At 58.5% G+C, this 16064-nt stretch carries 14 protein-coding genes and 1 pseudogene; 9 read left to right on the plus strand and 6 right to left on the minus strand.

Annotation, left to right across the window (positions count from 1 at the left end):
- The first annotated feature begins 2 nt into the window (after nucleotides 1-2).
- On the plus strand, nucleotides 3-2069 hold the full coding sequence (gene treS, locus ORL50_RS22215) for a maltose alpha-D-glucosyltransferase (protein WP_266018076.1): 2067 nt from the start codon (nucleotides 3-5) through the stop codon (nucleotides 2067-2069).
- Between the two features lie 406 nt (nucleotides 2070-2475).
- Here treS and ORL50_RS22220 read toward each other — a convergent pair whose 3' ends face one another.
- Complete coding sequence (locus ORL50_RS22220; RefSeq protein ID WP_266018078.1) at nucleotides 2476-3264, minus strand: AraC family transcriptional regulator; 789 nt, start codon at nucleotides 3262-3264, stop codon at nucleotides 2476-2478.
- 82 nt (nucleotides 3265-3346) lie between these two features.
- Here ORL50_RS22220 and ORL50_RS22225 point away from each other — a divergent pair, with 82 nt between their 5' ends.
- Together ORL50_RS22225 and ORL50_RS22230 are read left to right on the plus strand one after the other, a co-directional pair.
- A complete protein-coding gene (locus tag ORL50_RS22225) occupies nucleotides 3347-4345 on the plus strand; it encodes a bile acid:sodium symporter family protein (RefSeq protein ID WP_266018080.1) in 999 nt (332 codons plus the stop codon).
- Nucleotides 4346-4903: 558 nt separating this feature from the next.
- Nucleotides 4904-6004 (plus strand): polyamine ABC transporter substrate-binding protein, encoded by a 1101-nt coding sequence (locus ORL50_RS22230; protein WP_266018082.1) that lies wholly within the window; start codon nucleotides 4904-4906, stop codon nucleotides 6002-6004.
- A gap of 60 nt (nucleotides 6005-6064) precedes the next feature.
- Here ORL50_RS22230 and ORL50_RS22235 read toward each other — a convergent pair whose 3' ends face one another.
- Nucleotides 6065-8236, minus strand: a complete 2172-nt coding sequence (locus tag ORL50_RS22235) for an ATP-binding protein (RefSeq protein WP_266018084.1) — start codon at nucleotides 8234-8236, stop codon at nucleotides 6065-6067.
- A gap of 361 nt (nucleotides 8237-8597) precedes the next feature.
- Here ORL50_RS22235 and ORL50_RS22240 point away from each other — a divergent pair, with 361 nt between their 5' ends.
- On the plus strand, nucleotides 8598-9098 hold the full coding sequence (locus tag ORL50_RS22240) for an Hcp family type VI secretion system effector (protein WP_266018086.1): 501 nt from the start codon (nucleotides 8598-8600) through the stop codon (nucleotides 9096-9098).
- Entirely contained in the window at nucleotides 9091-9789 is a 699-nt protein-coding gene (locus ORL50_RS22245; protein WP_266018088.1) for a DUF4225 domain-containing protein, read from the plus strand. Before ORL50_RS22240 ends, ORL50_RS22245 begins: the two co-directional genes overlap by 8 nt.
- Before the next feature lie 736 nt (nucleotides 9790-10525).
- Here ORL50_RS22245 and ORL50_RS22255 read toward each other — a convergent pair.
- On the minus strand, nucleotides 10526-11437 hold the full coding sequence (locus ORL50_RS22255; RefSeq protein WP_266018090.1) for a LysR family transcriptional regulator: 912 nt from the start codon (nucleotides 11435-11437) through the stop codon (nucleotides 10526-10528).
- A 136-nt stretch (nucleotides 11438-11573) separates the two neighbouring features.
- On the opposite strand from ORL50_RS22255, the gene ORL50_RS22260 reads away from it, so the two are divergent.
- The 3 genes and pseudogenes from ORL50_RS22260 to ORL50_RS22270 all read left to right on the plus strand — a co-directional run bounded on the left by ORL50_RS22260 (nucleotide 11574) and on the right by ORL50_RS22270 (nucleotide 14099).
- A complete protein-coding gene (locus tag ORL50_RS22260; RefSeq protein WP_266018092.1) occupies nucleotides 11574-12584 on the plus strand; it encodes a zinc-dependent alcohol dehydrogenase family protein in 1011 nt (336 codons plus the stop codon).
- 134 nt (nucleotides 12585-12718) lie between these two features.
- Nucleotides 12719-12898 (plus strand): annotated as a pseudogene (locus ORL50_RS22265) (hypothetical protein); the annotation flags it as partial.
- Between the two features lie 256 nt (nucleotides 12899-13154).
- The gene (locus ORL50_RS22270; RefSeq protein WP_266018094.1) at nucleotides 13155-14099 is read left to right on the plus strand and encodes an MBL fold metallo-hydrolase; all 945 of its coding nucleotides are present in this window, start codon (nucleotides 13155-13157) and stop codon (nucleotides 14097-14099) included.
- A 136-nt stretch (nucleotides 14100-14235) separates the two neighbouring features.
- Here ORL50_RS22270 and ORL50_RS22275 read toward each other — a convergent pair whose 3' ends face one another.
- Entirely contained in the window at nucleotides 14236-14472 is a 237-nt protein-coding gene (locus ORL50_RS22275) for a hypothetical protein (protein WP_266018096.1), read from the minus strand.
- Between the two features lie 195 nt (nucleotides 14473-14667).
- Here ORL50_RS22275 and ORL50_RS22280 point away from each other — a divergent pair, with 195 nt between their 5' ends.
- Nucleotides 14668-15009, plus strand: a complete 342-nt coding sequence (locus ORL50_RS22280) for a YajG family lipoprotein (protein WP_266018185.1) — start codon at nucleotides 14668-14670, stop codon at nucleotides 15007-15009.
- Between the two features lie 93 nt (nucleotides 15010-15102).
- Here the strand turns inward: ORL50_RS22280 and uraH are convergent, their stop codons facing one another.
- The gene (gene uraH, locus ORL50_RS22285; RefSeq protein WP_266018098.1) at nucleotides 15103-15513 is read right to left on the minus strand and encodes a hydroxyisourate hydrolase; all 411 of its coding nucleotides are present in this window, start codon (nucleotides 15511-15513) and stop codon (nucleotides 15103-15105) included.
- 10 nt (nucleotides 15514-15523) lie between these two features.
- Entirely contained in the window at nucleotides 15524-16024 is a 501-nt protein-coding gene (locus tag ORL50_RS22290) for a GlcG/HbpS family heme-binding protein (RefSeq protein ID WP_266018099.1), read from the minus strand.
- Between the last annotated feature and the right edge of the window lie 40 nt (nucleotides 16025-16064).

Genomic DNA, 16064 nt, shown 5'->3' on the forward strand with positions numbered 1-16064 from the left:
ATATGACGGCAGCGGAAAATAACCATGTGGCCTGGCTGGTCGAACAATCAATGCTGCACGCTGCCCGCCAGCGCGCAAAGCTCTATTCGGGGCAGGGCCGCCTGTGGCAACAGCCTTTTGCCCACACCCGGCCTCGGGACGCGTCGGCATTGTCGTCGGTCTGGTTCACTGCGTACCCGGCCTCCATCGTCACCCGCGAAGACGGTACCGTGCTCGAGGCCCTGGGCGACGAAACCCTGTGGCATGCGCTGTCGAAAATCGGCATCCAGGGTATTCACAATGGTCCGCTGAAAATGTCCGGTGGCTTGCGCGGCACCCAGCAAACCCCGACCATCGACGGCAATTTTGACCGCATCAGCTTCGAGATCGACCCGCAACTCGGTACCGAGGCGCAGTTGCAGGCGCTGACCCGCATGGCCGCCGCGCATAACGCGGTGATCATCGACGACGTGATTCCTTCGCACACCGGCAAGGGCGCGGATTTTCGCTTGGCGGAGATGGCGTACGAGGATTATCCGGGCCTCTACCATATGGTCGAGATCCGCGAGGAAGATTGGCCGCTGCTGCCGGAGATCGAGGAAGGTCGCGACGCGCACAATCTCAGCCCGCAACAGGTCGATGTGCTGCGGGACAAGCATTACATCGTTGGCCAATTGCAGCGGGTGATCTTCTTCGAGCCTGGGGTCAAGGAGACGGACTGGAGCGCCACCCCGGTGGTCATCGGCGTCGATGGCAAGCCGCGGCGCTGGGTGTACCTGCATTACTTCAAGGAGGGCCAGCCGTCGCTGAACTGGCTGGACCCGACCTTTGCGGCGCAGCAGATGATTATCGGCGACGCGTTGCACGCCATCGACGTGATGGGCGCGAAGATCCTGCGCCTGGACGCCAACGGCTTTCTCGGAGTGGAGCGCAAGCTGGACGGCACCGCCTGGTCGGAGAGCCATCCGTTGTCGATCACCGGGAACCAGCTGTTGGCCGGGGCGATTCGCAAGGCCGGTGGTTTCAGTTTCCAGGAGCTGAACCTGACCGTCGATGACATTGCCGCCATGTCCCACGGCGGTGCGGACCTGTCCTATGACTTCATCACCCGCCCGGCCTATCAACATGCCTTGCTGATGGGCGATACCGAATTCCTGCGCCTGATGCTGCGGCAGATGCACACCCTGGGCATTGACCCGGGCTCGCTGATTCATGCGTTGCAAAACCATGATGAGCTGACCCTTGAACTGGTGCATTTCTGGACGCTGCATGCCCATGACACCTACCTGTACCAAGGCCAGACCTTTCCCGGCAGCATCCTGCGCGAACACATCCGCGAGCAGATGTACGAACGCCTCGCTGGGGAGCATGCGCCCTATAACCTGAAGTTCGTCACCAACGGGGTCTCGTGCACCACGGCGAGCATCATCACGGCGGCGCTGGGAATTCGCGATCTGGAGGCGATCACTGCGGCCGATATCGCGCAGATCCGTCAGGTGCATTTGCTGTTGGTGATGTACAACGCCATGCAGCCAGGGGTGTTTGCGTTGTCCGGGTGGGATCTGGTGGGCGCCTTGCCGTTGCCGGCCGAACAGGTGGAGCACCTGATGGCCGATGGCGATACCCGCTGGATTCATCGCGGGGCCTATGACCTGGTCGATCTGAACCCCGATGCGCCACTGTCAGCGGGGCAGATGCCGCGGCCGAAGACCCTTTATGGCAGCTTGCCGACCCAGTTGCAGGACCCGGATTCCTTCGCGTCCCAGCTGCAGAAAATCCTCGCGGCGCGCCGCGCCTATGACATCGCCGCCAGCCGCCAGATTCTGGTGCCGGATGTTGAACATCCGGGGTTGTTGGTGATGGTGCATGAGCTGCCCGCGGGCAAAGGCACGCAGATCACCGCACTGAATTTTGGCTCGACGCCGATCACCGAAACCCTGCACCTGCCCAACATCGCACCGGGGCCGGTGGTTGATATCATCAATGAAAGGGTTGAGGGCGATCTGACGGCAGAGGGTGAGTTCACCATTACCCTGGACGCCTATGAGGGGCTGGCGCTGCGGGTGGTCAGCACTTCGCCGATGATCTGATCGCTCCCATAGGCTATGGCGCGACGCAACCCGTAGGAGCTTGGCTTGCCGGCGATGGCGGTTTTGCGGGCGTCATCGCTGGCAAGCCAGGCTCCTACGGTTGATCCGGGTGGATGCGGGAGTTGGGCTTGGCGCATATCCGTAGGAGCCCGGCTTGCCGGCGATGGCGATCTTGTGGGCGCCATCGCTGGCAAGCCAGGCTCCTACGGTTGATCGGGGTGGATGCGGGAATTGGGCTTAGCGCATATCCGTAGGAGCCCGGCTTGCCGGCGATGGCGGTTTTGCGGGCGTCATCGCTGGCAAGCCAGGCTCCTACAGGTGGCCGGGGTGTACGCGGGATTTGGGATTGGCACAAATCCGTAGGAGCCCGGCTTGCCGGCTATGGCGGTTTTGCGGCCAGCCAGAGCTAGCGGAAAAACTCCCCCGGCGTCTCGCCGAATTGCTGCCGGAATGCCGCGATGAACGCTGAGGTCGAATCGTAGCCGCAAGCCAGCGCCACATCAGTCACTCGCTCCCCCTGTTCCAGCGGGGTCAGCGCTCCCAGCAGGCGCAGGCGCTGGCGCCAAGCGCGGAAGGTCAGGCCGGTGTCGCGCATGAACAGGCGGCTGAGGGTCTTTTCCGTCACGCCGAATTTCTGGCTCCAGTGCGCCAGGGTCGTTTGCTGTTCGGGATGGGCTTGCAGGCTCTGGTAGATCTGCCGCAAGCGCAGATCCTGAGGCAGCGGCAGCATCAGATCGATCGGCGGCGCCTCGGCGAGCTGGTCCAGCAATACCTGGGTCAGGCGCCCATGGGCGCCGTCCTGTTCATATTCCACGGGGATTTTACTGAACGCCCGGATCAACTCGCGCAACAGGTCGCTGACCCCCAGCACATGACAACGCTGCGGCGCCCACTGCGTCACGCTGCAGTCCAGGTACAGGCTACGCATTTCCGTGCGCGGCGAACTGAACACCCGATGCGGCATGCCCGCCGGAATCCACACCGCGCGCTCGGGTGGCGCGACGAAACGGCCGACGCTGGTCTGCACCTCCAACACACCCTGAATCGCGTACGACAACTGCACCCATGGGTGACTGTGGCGGCGGGTCAATGCACGGTTGGGCAGTGATTCGGTGCGTCCGTATACCGGTCTTGGCAGGCTTGGAAGCCCGGGAACACTGCGCCTTACGCTTTTTTCATGTCCTTTAGGCGGCATCAGCTGGCTCATCGGCGTTAGTCGGTAATCAGCAGGCACGTTAGAGTCGAACCCACGTATTTGGCAACCCCTGGATGATCAGATGACCCGCCCGCGCTTCCTGCCCGACAATTTCACCCTCACCCTGATCGGCGTAGTCGTTCTCGCCAGTGTCCTGCCGGCCAGCGGCCAGGTCGCGGTGGGCTTTGGCTGGCTGACCAATATCGCCATCGCGCTGCTGTTCTTCCTCCACGGCGCCAAGCTTTCCCGGGAGTCGATCATCGCCGGAGCCGGTCACTGGCGCCTGCACCTGTTGGTGTTCAGCCTGACCTTCGTGCTGTTCCCACTGCTGGGCCTGGCGCTCAAACCCTTGCTTTCGCCACTGATTGGCGACGACCTGTACATGGGCATGCTCTACCTCTGCGCGCTGCCGGCAACGGTGCAGTCGGCGATCGCCTTCACGTCCCTGGCCCGGGGCAACATCCCGGCGGCCATTTGCAGCGCGGCGGCGTCCAGCCTGTTCGGGATCTTCCTCACACCCTTGCTGGTGACATTGCTGCTGAACGTGCACGGCGACGGCGGATCAACCCTCGATGCCATCCTGAAAATCAGCGTGCAGTTGCTGCTGCCGTTCATCGCGGGGCAAATCGCCCGGCGCTGGATTGGTGCCTGGGTGGGGCGCAACAAGAGCTGGCTGAAATTCGTCGACCAGGGTTCGATCTTGCTAGTGGTCTACGGAGCTTTCAGCGAGGCGGTGAACGAAGGTATCTGGCAGCAGATTCCGTTGTGGGAGCTGGCGGGCCTGGTGCTGGTGTGCTGCATCTTCCTGGCGCTGGTGCTAGTGGCCTCGACAGTGCTGGGTAAGGCTTTCGGATTTAACCTGGAAGACCGCATCACCATCCTGTTCTGTGGTTCAAAGAAGAGCCTGGCCACCGGAGTGCCGATGGCACAAGTGCTGTTCGCCGGCAGCACCATCGGCGTGCTGATCCTGCCGCTGATGCTGTTCCATCAGATTCAGTTGATGGTCTGCGCCGTGCTTGCTCAGCGTTATGCCAAGCGCCAGGAGACCGTTGCCGAATTGATGGGGCAGGTGGATCCGTGATTGCTGCTTTAACTTCCCGGGCTTCTATGGTCAGAGCAAATCAATCTAACCCCGAAGTTTGATTTCCCGGGGGTTTTGCTATCCTTGAAACTGTAGGTGAAGACGCAGACTGATGCGCAAGCGGATAGCGAGGAAACGCGGGGTAGCGTTCCGAAGGGTACACGGTTAGAAAGATCTCCGCGCTGAGATCCAGCCCTTATGCCGTGTGAAGCACTAGCGTACAAAGCGCTTGTGTGGGAGTCCTGATAAACCTTGTAAGCCGGAGACCAGCACTGGCCACCTACTCGAAAGTCGAAGCCCGCCCTGCGCGGGCTTTTTCGTTTTCTGCATTGCCTGCGCATTGCCACTGCAACGTCCATTTGCGGACATTCATTTTGGCCATTTCGATCCCCTTTTGGCCAACCCCCCACTGTGAACCAACCATACTGTCAGCAAGAATCGGTAGAAGTCGCCACGACGACCAGATTTCAGCTGCTTCTTGCCTTTGGCTTTTTTCAAGCCTGCTGCCGTGTACAGAACATAAAAACCAACGTACTGACGTCACACTTGGGGAAAACAATGCAAACGATCAAACGCATTCTCGGTGCCGGCCTCTGCGGGCTGACGCTGTTGGCCAGCGCGGTGCACGCCGAACAACGCGAGCTGAGGGTCTACAACTGGGCCGACTACATCCTGCCTTCGGTACCCAAGGATTTCGCCAAGGAAACCGGGATCAAGGTGACCTGGGACACCTTCGACACCAACGAATCCCTGGAAGCCAAACTGCTGACCGGCAACTCCGGCTACGACCTGGTGGTGCCGTCGAACCAGTTCCTCGAAACCCAGATCAAGGCCGGCGTGTTCCAGAAACTCGACAAGTCCAAGCTGCCCAACTGGAGTCATCAGGACCCCGAACTGCTCAAGCTGTTGAGCAAGAACGACCCCGGCAACCTGTATGGCGTGCCCTATATGGTCGGCACCGTGCTGATCGGCTTCAACCCGGCCAAGGTCAAGGCAGCACTCGGCGAAAATGCGCCGGTCGACAGCTGGGACCTGGTGTTCAAGCCCGAGAACATGGAAAACCTCAAGTCGTGTGGCGTCGCCATGCTCGACTCGCCGACGGAAATCCTGCCGCTGGCCTTGCACTACCTGGGCCTGGACCCCAACAGCCAGAATCCGGACGACTACGAAAAAGCCAAGGCGTTGATGATGAAGATCCGCCCGTATGTCACCTACTTCAACTCCGCAAAATACATGACCGACATAGCCAACGGTGACATCTGCGTTGCCATTGGCTACTCCGGCAGCTTCTATCAGTTCGGCAACCGCGCCAAGGAAGCGGGCAATGGGGTAGTCGTCGATTACCGCCTGCCGAAGGAGGGCGCGCCGATCTGGTTCGATACCTTCGCCATTCCCAAAAGTGCGAAGAACGTCGAGGAGGCCCACCAGTTCCTCAATAACTTGCTGGACCCGAAAGTCATTGCCCCGATCAGCGACTTCCTCGGCTACCCCAACGCCAACAAAGACTCGCTGGTGCTGATCAACAAAGACATTACCGGCAACCCGAACCTCACTCCCACCAGCGAAGCGTTGAAAACCCTGTATGTGGTGCAGCCACTGCCGCAGAAGCTGGAGCGGGTGCGTACTCGGGTCTGGACCAGTATCAAGTCCGACAAATAACCCCTCGACCTAGCTCGTTGGCAGTAAAACGGGGAGGGTGCCCAAGGCCAGAAACGGCTGCTAAATGCCGCTCTGGCCGGAATCGAGGAGCCCCCGCACCCGATGACTCAGGTCGTTGAGGCTGAACGGTTTGGCCAACACCTGGGTCGACGCATCCACCGCCACCATCCTCGATCCCGCAGCAAACCCGGTGATGAACAACACGTTAAGCGATGGATACCTGGCCCTGAATTCCGCAGCCAGGCTGATCCCGTTCATGACCCCGGGCAAGCCGATATCTGTGAGCAACAAGTCCAGACGGTCGAGCTTTTCCGCCTGCTTGATGGCTGACACGCTGTCCACGGCTTCGATCACGCGGTAGCCCAGATCGCCCAGGAACTCCGATGCCATCTGCCGGATGGCTTTTTCGTCATCCACCAGCAGGATCACTTCATTGTTTGCAGTGGGGTGAGTGGAATGCGCTTCGGCGGTTTTTTTGCGGCTGCGCGCAGGCGTCGAATGATCAACCGGAAAGTACATGGTGACGGTCGTGCCCACGCCGAGGCTGCTGTGAACCTTGATCTGACCGCCGGATTGCTGGGTGAAACCGTAGATCATCGACAGGCCCAGGCCAGTGCCTTCGCCGATTTTCTTGGTGGTGAAGAAGGGGTCGAAGATCCGCGACAGAATATCCGGGCTGATACCGGTGCCCGAGTCGGTGACCGAAATGCTGACATAGCTGCCCTGTGGCATGTTCTTGTCGAATGACGCTGCCGAATCGATGGTGCAACGATCGACCATCAGGCTCAAGGTGCCGCCATCAGGCATTGCATCCCGGGCATTGATGGCGAGGTTGAGCAACGCATTTTCCAGCTGATTGAGGTCGCAGCGGATGCGGTCGCTCGCTCTGAACGAGCACTCGACCACAATGCTGGGGCCTACCGAGCGCCTGATCATTTCTTCCAGGCCGGCGACGACGGTGCGCGGTTCGAGCAGTTCAGGTTCGAGTGATTGTTGTCTGGAAAATGCCAGCAGACGCTGAGTCAGGGCTGCTGCCCGCGAGGCTGAGGTCATGGCGACGGAATTGTAGCGGGTCAGCTGATTGTATTGCCCGGCGTCGATGCGACGTTGCATTAGTTCGAGGCTGCCGATGATGCCCGCCAGCAGGTTGTTGAAGTCGTGGGCGATGCCGCCAGTCAACTGGCCGACCGCTTCCATTTTCTGACTTTGCCGAAGCTTGGATTCAGCCATGGCTCGTTCATGCTGTTCGGCTTCAAGCTGTACGGTGCGCTGGGCGATTCGGTCCTCCAGCAAGTCATTCCAGTCACGCAGGGCGGACTCAAGTTGCACCCGGTCGTCGACGTTTTCCAGGGTGCCGTACCATTGTTCGCTGTGTCCGCCAGCGTCGAGGCTGCACAGGGCGCGCACCCTGAACCAGAGAAACTCGCCACTGTGTTTGTGCAGTCGAACTTGCAGGTCGAAGGGTTCCAGGGTTGCCAGCGAGTGATCCCATTGCTGGACCAGGGATTGACGATCGTCAGGGTGAGCGGCATGCGTCCATTCACGACCTTGGGTTTGCGCCGAACTGCGCCCGCTGTATTCGTACCAGCGCTGATCGATGGAAATCAGTGCGCCGTTGCTGTCGGCACTCCAGGGCCACAACGGATTGAGCTCCGCCGCGATCCGGTAGTGCTTCTCGCTTTCGCGCAGTTTCTCTTCAGTTGAGCGCATGACACGCAAGGTGTTGAAGCGCTTGAGGACCGCCCCCAGCAGGTTGCTGTATACCCGCAGGAAATCGATGTCGCTGTCGGTAAATTGCCGCGGGCAACGGCTATCGACTTCGAAAATCCCGAAGGGGCGCTGATCGGTTGCCCCGTGCACCAGCACGTTGACGAACGCTTTCACCCCATTCCGGGTCTGGAAATCGTGATAGCGGAAGCGTGTTTCGGTGGCGATATCCACCGAAATGACCGGCAGATCCGTGTCCAGGGAGTACCGCTCCGGGCTGCCTTCACAGGCTTGCACCTGGACCTTGCCCACCACATCCGGCGTCCAGCCTATCCCATTGCGCACCAGGAACGTGATGCCGTCTTCCTGCAGCAGCATGAACTTGGCCAGGTTTGTTTCCAGCGCGTCACCCACCAATCGACAGGCTTCGTCGAGGATGTGCTCAAGATTATCTGACACCAGGGCCAGCTCGCCAAACTCGGCAAGCACCTTGCGCTGGCGCAGCAATGTCTCCTCGATGTCCATGGGTATACCCGATCTGGTTTTAATATCCGAGGGGTGCGGCTGCGGGTAGGTTCAACCGGCTTGATCGAATGCGCGTGATTCGGCGTTTAATGCCTGATTATGGGGTTTGGGGAGCAATGGAACCAAAAACCAACGTAAGCCCTACCACCTCTGTTCAGAGACCTCTTCCCAGGCATCCGCTTCGATAAAGCAATTGCGCATCGTTTCGCGACATGCCCACAGATTTACCTGATCAGGTCTTTCACGGAGCTGCCGCTGGAGCTGGGTGCGACATATTTGGTATATCTTTTCGGAAATGCCCTACATTCGGCCTGCTCCCGTCTCAATAGACTGCCCACTCTGAGCACAAGGAGTGAAACGTATGGCTAATCACAGCTACATGACCATCACCGGAAAAAAACAAGGTCTGATTTCCGCTGGTTGTTCCAGCCAGGACTCTATTGGGAACAAGTGTCAAACTGGCCATGAAGACGAAATTATGGTGCTGGCTTATTCTCATAATATGGCCGCTGGTAATGACGGAACCACGTCAGGTGGCCGTGGTAAACATATGCCCGTCGTTCTTACAAAAAACATTGACAAATCTACGCCTTTGTTAGCTAGTGCTCTTCATGAAGGCGAAGAAATTGAGTGTAAAATTAATTTTTATCGAACTTCATCTGCTGGTTTTCACGAAAAATATTTTACTGTAATGCTAGGTGGCGGCCGTATTGCCAATTTAAGCGTTCAAGTACCGCATGCCATTCATATGGGCGACGCGCAGCCACAGGAGCTTATGGCCATTAGATATCGTGAGATTAGCTGGGTACACCACCAAGCAAGTACAAGCGCCTATAGCTCTTGGGGGAGCGAAGGTGAATGAACAGTCATGTGATATTCATGATGTAGCCAAAGCAGCTTCTGACCTAGTTGCATTAGGGTGTACGATTGGCGCTTCGAATTTCTATGATGGCGTTACCCAGCTTCAGTTCAGTTCAATTGTCTCTATTTATGTGAACGAAGTTATAAAGGATGTTAATGACGGTGTAGTAAGTGCTTGGGAGGGAGTGAAAGAGATAAGGGAGGAATATGCTGACTTATCTTCCAAGGCTCTTTTCTATGCTCAAAACGGCATCGGGGTTGGTGCCGGGGCCATTCAGGTTGAGGTAGGCATCGCGGTTACGGGGGCTTCATATGGTTTGGGAGCACCAGTAGGTGCGTTTTTTGTCGCACACGGCGTTAATAACATGTATGAAGGTGGGATGAATATCTATAACGGTCTTGCTGGCCCGGCAGCACAGGGGCCTACTAGGCGAGCCTATCAATCCTTTTTGGGGGATGATTATAAGGGGGATATAGCATATGGAACCATCGACTTAATTTTGTCTGCTGGTGGTATGATGCGGCCAATACGCAAGACGGATTCAGTACAACTCTTCAGGCGAGATCCTCTGAATTATGAGTCGGCATACCAACAAACCGGTAAGTTAGCTTTATTTTTCGAAGCCTTAGTTGATTCAATTACAATTAACTCTATGATTTCCGTAGAAAGACCTAAAATAAAAAACAAGTGAATGGCGATTTTGGCCACCATACATTACGTAGTCTGGGAATATAAAAACGCAAGCAAAAGGTGACGATAATAAGGAACACAACGCCGCTGACAACCCAATAGGGTGTGCCTTCCAGGGGGAACACTTTTGTTATCCCCCACACAACAATCATTGTATAGCCCATAGAACAGCCGATAACAACCAATCCCAAACTTACTAGATATCTTATCGTATACATGCCCTATAAAATCCCTTGGCTATAGATCCATAAACTAATATACCTTAAATTCATGGGGTAAGTGCAACGCTTGAAGCAAGAGACTGAGAACTCACCGCTGGTAGAATCCAGGCTCTCACACCAAAGGACCCAAGCAGCAAAGAAAAACCGAGACGCTGGTTTTCTCGAAGGTAAACTCAGATCTAATCAGTCATCGCCCAGGATGACCCCGCTCAGATCAATATGGGCACGACTGTCCCTCCCTCAAGCTAAGGCGCTTGCGCACCTAAATATCGTCGTCTGGATTACGCAGTGGCCGCAGCTCACCTCGGGCGACCTCTTCCGGTACCGCGAAAGAGTACCGTCCCAACATATTGATGTGCTCGAAGATCAGCGGCGACAGCCGAGACAGATCCTCGTCCAGCACCGGGTGGGAAGAAGGTTCTGAGCGGAGGTGGTAGAGCTTACGTTGGTTTTTTTTTGGTTCCATTGCTCCCCAAACCCCATTATCAGCTTGAGTACTAAAAGTGGCCTCAACTGTCATTCCAACCAAGCCGAATGCAGCGTCGGAAACCGACCCTGCAACCACACGATAAACGCCTCCACTTGCGGCGCCAGGTGCGTGCGGCTCGGGTACAGCAGGCTGACCGGGCGTGGTTGAGGGCGGTAGGGCTGGAGAATCTCCACCAGGGCGCCGCTGGCCAGATATTGGCTAACGGCAATGCCCGGCGCCTGGATGATCCCGAAACTCGCAACGCCGCATTGCACGTAGGCGTTCGACTCGGTAACGGTAATGCCGGGGTTGCTGATAAATGCCTGGTCGTGGCCCTTGACCGAGAAGTGCCACGGCAGCGTCCGGTTGTTCTGGCCGGAAAGAAAATTCACCCCGCGATGCGCGACCAGCTCATCGAGGTTGGTCGGCTCGCCGTGCTCACTCAGGTAAGTGGGGGCGGCACAGGTCACCATGGTAGCCATGCCAATGGGCCGGGCGATCAGGGAAGAGTCCGGCAACTCGCCGATGCGCAGGGCACAGTCAATCCCTTCGCCAACCAGATCGACAGTACGGTCGGTGACCCCAAGTACCATGCTCACGCCCGGGAAATCCGTGGTGAACTCCTTGAGGCTGGTCATGAATTCAACCTGGGCGAAGGCGGTGGGAATATCGATACGCAGCCGTCCGCCCAGCGTCGCGCCGGTTCGGTCGAACATCGAGGTCGCGGCAGAAATACTGCCGAGGATTTCCTGCACACGCTCATAAAATCGCTCGCCTTCTGCCGTAAGCGTCACCTTGCGCGTGGTGCGCTGAAACAAGCGCACGCCCAGCGACGACTCCAGCTCCTGGATGTACCGGGTGACCTGGGGGCGCCCGATGTCCAGGGATTCGGCGGCCTTGGTGAAACTCCCGAGCTCGGCAAGCCTGGCGAACAGTTGCATCGATTGCAGCAATTGCATGGCGCTTCTCCCAAGGCGTTTGTTGCTTTTTAACAGAACAATCATGTCATTTCATGCGCATTTATTGCGTTCCTTCAACAGGGAAAGATGCATGCAGGGCACAGAGGTGCCGCCACCCGCTGTTTGGAGATTCACAATGAAAGCCTGGCTACTGAAAGATTTCGGACTCGACAATCTGCAACAGGGTGAAGTCCCTACCCCCGAGCCCAAAGCTGGCGAGCTGCTGGTAAAGGTCGGCGCCGTGTCGCTGAACTTCCGCGACAAGGCCATCGTCGATGGCATTTATGAACCGCACAAGGTGCCGCAAGACCTGATCCCGGTAAGTGACGCCGCCGGTACGGTGGTCGCAGTCGGCGACGGCGTGACGCGCTTCGCCGTCGGCGACCGGGTCAACTCGCACCTGTACTCGCGCTGGCTCGATGGAGAGCCGGGGCCCCATGAACCGGATTACTGCTTCGGCTCGCCACTGCCAGGCGGGTTGGCCGAGTACATGATCATTCACCAGGACAGCGCAGTGCGTGCGCCCGACAACATGAGTGATGAAGAGGCCGCGACCTTGCCGATTGCCGCGCTGACTGCCTGGTACTCGCTGGTGGATTTCGGGCAGATTCAGCCAGGCCAAACCGTGCTGGTCCAGGGCACAGGCGGAGTCTCCATCTTCGCCGTGCAAATCGCCACGGCGCTCGGCGCCAGAGTCATCGCCACCTCCAGCAGCGACCAGAACCTGCAAACCGTCATGGCGCTGGGTGCCGTGGCAGGTATCAACTACCGGACCACCCCCGATTGGGCAGAGGAGGTGCTCAAACTCACCGACGGCAAAGGCGTTGATCTGCTGCTGGATGTGGCCGGCGGGGTAGGCATCAATCAATCCATCGCGGCCACCAAGGCAGCCGGGCGTATCGCGCAAATTGGTTTCCTGACCGGGCAGACCGTCGAGCTCAACCTGATGCCCTTGATCTTCCGCCAGACCACCTTGCGCGGAATTGCCGTGGCACCGCGCTCATCGTTTGACCGGATGAATGCGTTCTTGAGTGAACAGCGGATTCGGCCGGTCATTGATCGGGTCTATCCGTTTGCACAGGCACGGCAAGCCTACGAGCATTTGGCGAGGGGGGCGTTCGGGAAGGTGGTTATCAAGATTGATTGAGGACACGAAAGGCAGGCGCTGATCCTGTAGGAGTGAGCTTGCTCGCGATGACGGTCGAACATTCGAAATTGAGATCGAGATCGAGTGAGACGAAGCATGGCGAGCAGGTTGCCAGAGTAATTATGGGTCAAATGCTCCCCGACTACACCGGCCAAAAAGTCTGCGGCATCACCGTCCATTTCCTGCCCAGCGACGAGATCCAGGTCAGCACCTTCTGCTACGCCTACGGCAGCCCCGAGTCTCCGATCAAAAAGCACGCATCATCGTTTACGTCCATCGCCAGCAAGCTGGCTCCTACAGTGGGCTTGGGTTGATCCTGGGAGTGCACCCCGAACAAGCAATCGCGAGCAAGCTTTGCTCCCAGAATGGGATTTCTTTCCTGCAAGAACTTTGCGCACCGCTGCACAGTCCGCAGCAAATCCCCAAACCAACCAAGCTAAAGCATGCCCAATCTATACCTGCGTATGCTACCGAACCCTCTCCCTGCGCTGCACACTTGCTCTCCAGGCGAACCGCCGTTCTCACGCTCGAGACAGCGGCTTTTTGCCTCACCTGAACAGGAGAGCGATCATGCTTAAGTCTGTGAGCAACACCGCCGAATCAGCCCATCACGCCACCGCCTCTCTAGGCGCAGTCGGTTTTGAAGAGCTGGTGCCGTCGCGCTACGCATTGCGGGTCGGTGACATCGATGTGCTGGTGGTCAGCGATGGCGTGCTGCCGCTGCCGACTTCGACCATGTCCACCAATGCCGACCCCGTCGCCCGCGCGGCCTGGTTCAAGGACATGTTCCTGGGGCCGGATGCGTTCGATTGGGCGCTGAATGTGCTGGTGGTGCGCAGTGGCGAGCAGGTCATCCTGGTCGACGCCGGGCTGGGTGGGCAGTTCCCCGGGTTTCCGCGGGCCGGGCAGTTCCCGAAACGGCTGCAGGCGGCGGGTATCGACCTGGGGTCGGTGACCGACATCGTCATCACTCACATGCACATGGATCATGTCGGAGGGCTGCTGGTGGATGAGGTGAAAAACCGTCTGCGTGCGGATGTGCGCATTCATGTGGCGGCGATGGAGGTGGAGTTCTGGGAGTCACCGGATTTCACTTACACCGACATGCCGTCGCCAGTACCGGACGTGCTGCGGGCAACGGCCAATCAGTTCATCAACCTTTATCGCCACAACGTGCGCACGTTCGAAGACGAACATCAAGTGGCGCCAGGGGTGGTGGTCAAGCTGACTGGCGGCCACACGCCGGGGCACAGTGTGGTGTATGTGGATTCGGGCGGCGAGCGGTTGACCTTCGCGGGTGATGCGCTGTTCCCGGTGGCCTTCGAACACCCGGACTGGCACAACGGTTTTGAGCATGACCCCGAAGAGTCAGTGCGCGTCAGGGTGCGCCTGATGCGCGAGGCGGCGGCCAGCGGTGAGTTGCTGGTGGCGACTCACTTGCCTTTTCCTTCGGTGGGCCGGGTGGCTGTCGAGGGTGATGCCTTTCGCTGGGTGGCGGCGTTTTGGGATTATTGACTGCTTGTTGGGCTGGAGCTTGGAACCGCAGTGGCCCGATCGCGAGCAAGCTTTGCTCCCACAGGTGTTGAGCAAGCTTTGCTCCCACAGGTATCGAGTAAGCTTTGCTTGCACATAAAGGGGGCGCTCGCCGAATTTACGGCCAGGTGTCTGTTAACCGCCGCTCCAGCTCTTCGAGGTCCGCCATGCCCAGCACTCGGGTGGTATTGAGGCCACGCAGGTAGCCACGCAACTGATTGGCAGTGTCCCGCGCCAGGTCCGGGTCTGGCGCGGGATCGCCCAGCAGCACGCTTTCATACTGCACCAGATATTCGGACACCCGTTCACGGTATTCGGGCAACACGGCGTCGCGGATAAAGTCAAAAGTTCTCAAGTAGCGACCCTCATCGATCTTGTTAGGTGGCCTGCCCACCTGCACGGCGGACAACTATTGCTAGAAGTAATAGTGACCATCACGAAAGGCAAGTTCTACTTTGCAGGGAATACCCGGAAAATCACCGCCATCGAACACGGCGACGCAGTTCTGCTGCTGAATTCACCGACATTTTTTATTTTCAGGACGAGATCGATGCGCGCTCTTTTGGTTTCTTTCATGGCGTTCGCCGCGCTGCTGCTGGCCGGTTGCGCGTCTGCGCCGAACGACCCGACGCTGACATTGCAGACCAGCAAAACCCCGGCGCAGTACGCCGACTGCGTCGTGCCCAAACTGCAAGGCAGTGCGTTACACCCGACCGTCTCGCAGACGCAGCGCAGCTACCGGATCGTCGTGCCGAGCAAGATCTCGGCGGACAACGTGCTGGAAGCCTACAAGGCCGGCAACGGCGGCAAGGTGTTCATCTACGAGCGCCACTTGCTGGCTTCGAACCTGCTGCCTTCCAGTTTTGAACGAGCTGCACAGGACTGCATCTAAGGTGTAACGCTTTCTACAGAGCTCCTTTGGTTGGCCGCAACCAGCCATTTTTTAACCCCGCACCTCATTCGGTCGCGGGGTTTTTTTTGCGTTTCAGTTACCGCGGTAGGTGGAAAAACCGTAAGGGCTGAGCAGCAGGGGGATGTGGTAGTGCGGCACGGTGCCGTCCACTTCGAAGATCACCGGCACTTCCGGGAAGAAACTGGCAATTTTGTGCGCCTTGAACCACTCGCCGGTCTTGAAGGTGACGCGGTAGGTGCCTTTGCGCAGCTCCTGACCTTCAGGATACAACCCGGTGACTCGGCCCTGCTCGTTGGTTGCGGCGCTGTTGAGCATGTCCCAGTTCTTGCCGTCCTGTTTTTCCAGGGTGACATTGACGCCAGGGGAGGGCAGGCCGTCCTGCAGGTTCAGCACGTGCACGCTCAGCGGGTTGGCTGCGGCCGATGCCAGGGTCGACAGGGCGCTCAGGACCACGCCGGCGAAGAGCGATTTTAATACAGTCATGGTGATTTCCTTAGTGTTTAACGGTAGGCAAAACTTTGTTTATGGCGGCCAATGCACAGCCTTCGTCGAATTGCGCGCCACCCGCGCCGGCCACTCCGATGGCGCCGATGACTTGGCCCTCGAATGCCAGTGGCACACCGCCGCCGAGCAGTAACAGTTCACTCAGGGTGTTGAGATTTTCCGCATCCGGAGTGCTGCGTGCCCGCTCTGCGAGCAGTCGCGTCGCGGTCTTGGTCGATAGTGCGGTGTAGGCCTTGCGTTGAGCGGCCAGCGTGTTGTGCGGGCCGACGTTGTCGTCGCGCTGCACCGCAACCAGGTTGCCACCACGGTCGACGACGGCGGCAACGGCCGTGCGGCCATCGGCGTGACAGGCGTCCAGCGTGGCATTGAGCAAGTCATTGGCCACCGCCAGGGTGACGTCCAGCCGCGGCGCTGGCTGCGGGGCGGCGTGGGCGAATACCGGGCTCAGGGCGAGCGTGATCAGCAAAGAAGTCGATAGACCGGTGCGCATGCGTGTTCCTTGATCGGGACGGGTTGAGTCGTTGGTCTGC

It is taken from the genome of Pseudomonas sp. RIT-562, assembly GCF_026241895.1.
GTDB classification, from domain to species: Bacteria; Pseudomonadota; Gammaproteobacteria; order Pseudomonadales; family Pseudomonadaceae; genus Aquipseudomonas; species Aquipseudomonas mandelii_F.

Coding starts and splice junctions, on each gene's coding strand:
- treS (WP_266018076.1), top strand. CDS start 3: ATGACGGCAGCGGAAAATAACCATGTGGCCTGGCTGGTCGAACAATCA.
- ORL50_RS22260 (WP_266018092.1), top strand. CDS start 11,574: ATGAAAGCCTGGCTACTGAAAGATTTCGGACTCGACAATCTGCAACAG.
- ORL50_RS22220 (WP_266018078.1), bottom strand. CDS start 3,264: ATGCCGCCTAAAGGACATGAAAAAAGCGTAAGGCGCAGTGTTCCCGGG.
- ORL50_RS22280 (WP_266018185.1), top strand. CDS start 14,668: ATGCGCGCTCTTTTGGTTTCTTTCATGGCGTTCGCCGCGCTGCTGCTG.
- uraH (WP_266018098.1), bottom strand. CDS start 15,513: ATGACTGTATTAAAATCGCTCTTCGCCGGCGTGGTCCTGAGCGCCCTG.
- ORL50_RS22240 (WP_266018086.1), top strand. CDS start 8,598: ATGGCTAATCACAGCTACATGACCATCACCGGAAAAAAACAAGGTCTG.
- ORL50_RS22230 (WP_266018082.1), top strand. CDS start 4,904: ATGCAAACGATCAAACGCATTCTCGGTGCCGGCCTCTGCGGGCTGACG.
- ORL50_RS22290 (WP_266018099.1), bottom strand. CDS start 16,024: ATGCGCACCGGTCTATCGACTTCTTTGCTGATCACGCTCGCCCTGAGC.
- ORL50_RS22225 (WP_266018080.1), top strand. CDS start 3,347: ATGACCCGCCCGCGCTTCCTGCCCGACAATTTCACCCTCACCCTGATC.
- ORL50_RS22255 (WP_266018090.1), bottom strand. CDS start 11,437: ATGCAATTGCTGCAATCGATGCAACTGTTCGCCAGGCTTGCCGAGCTC.
- ORL50_RS22235 (WP_266018084.1), bottom strand. CDS start 8,236: ATGGACATCGAGGAGACATTGCTGCGCCAGCGCAAGGTGCTTGCCGAG.
- ORL50_RS22270 (WP_266018094.1), top strand. CDS start 13,155: ATGCTTAAGTCTGTGAGCAACACCGCCGAATCAGCCCATCACGCCACC.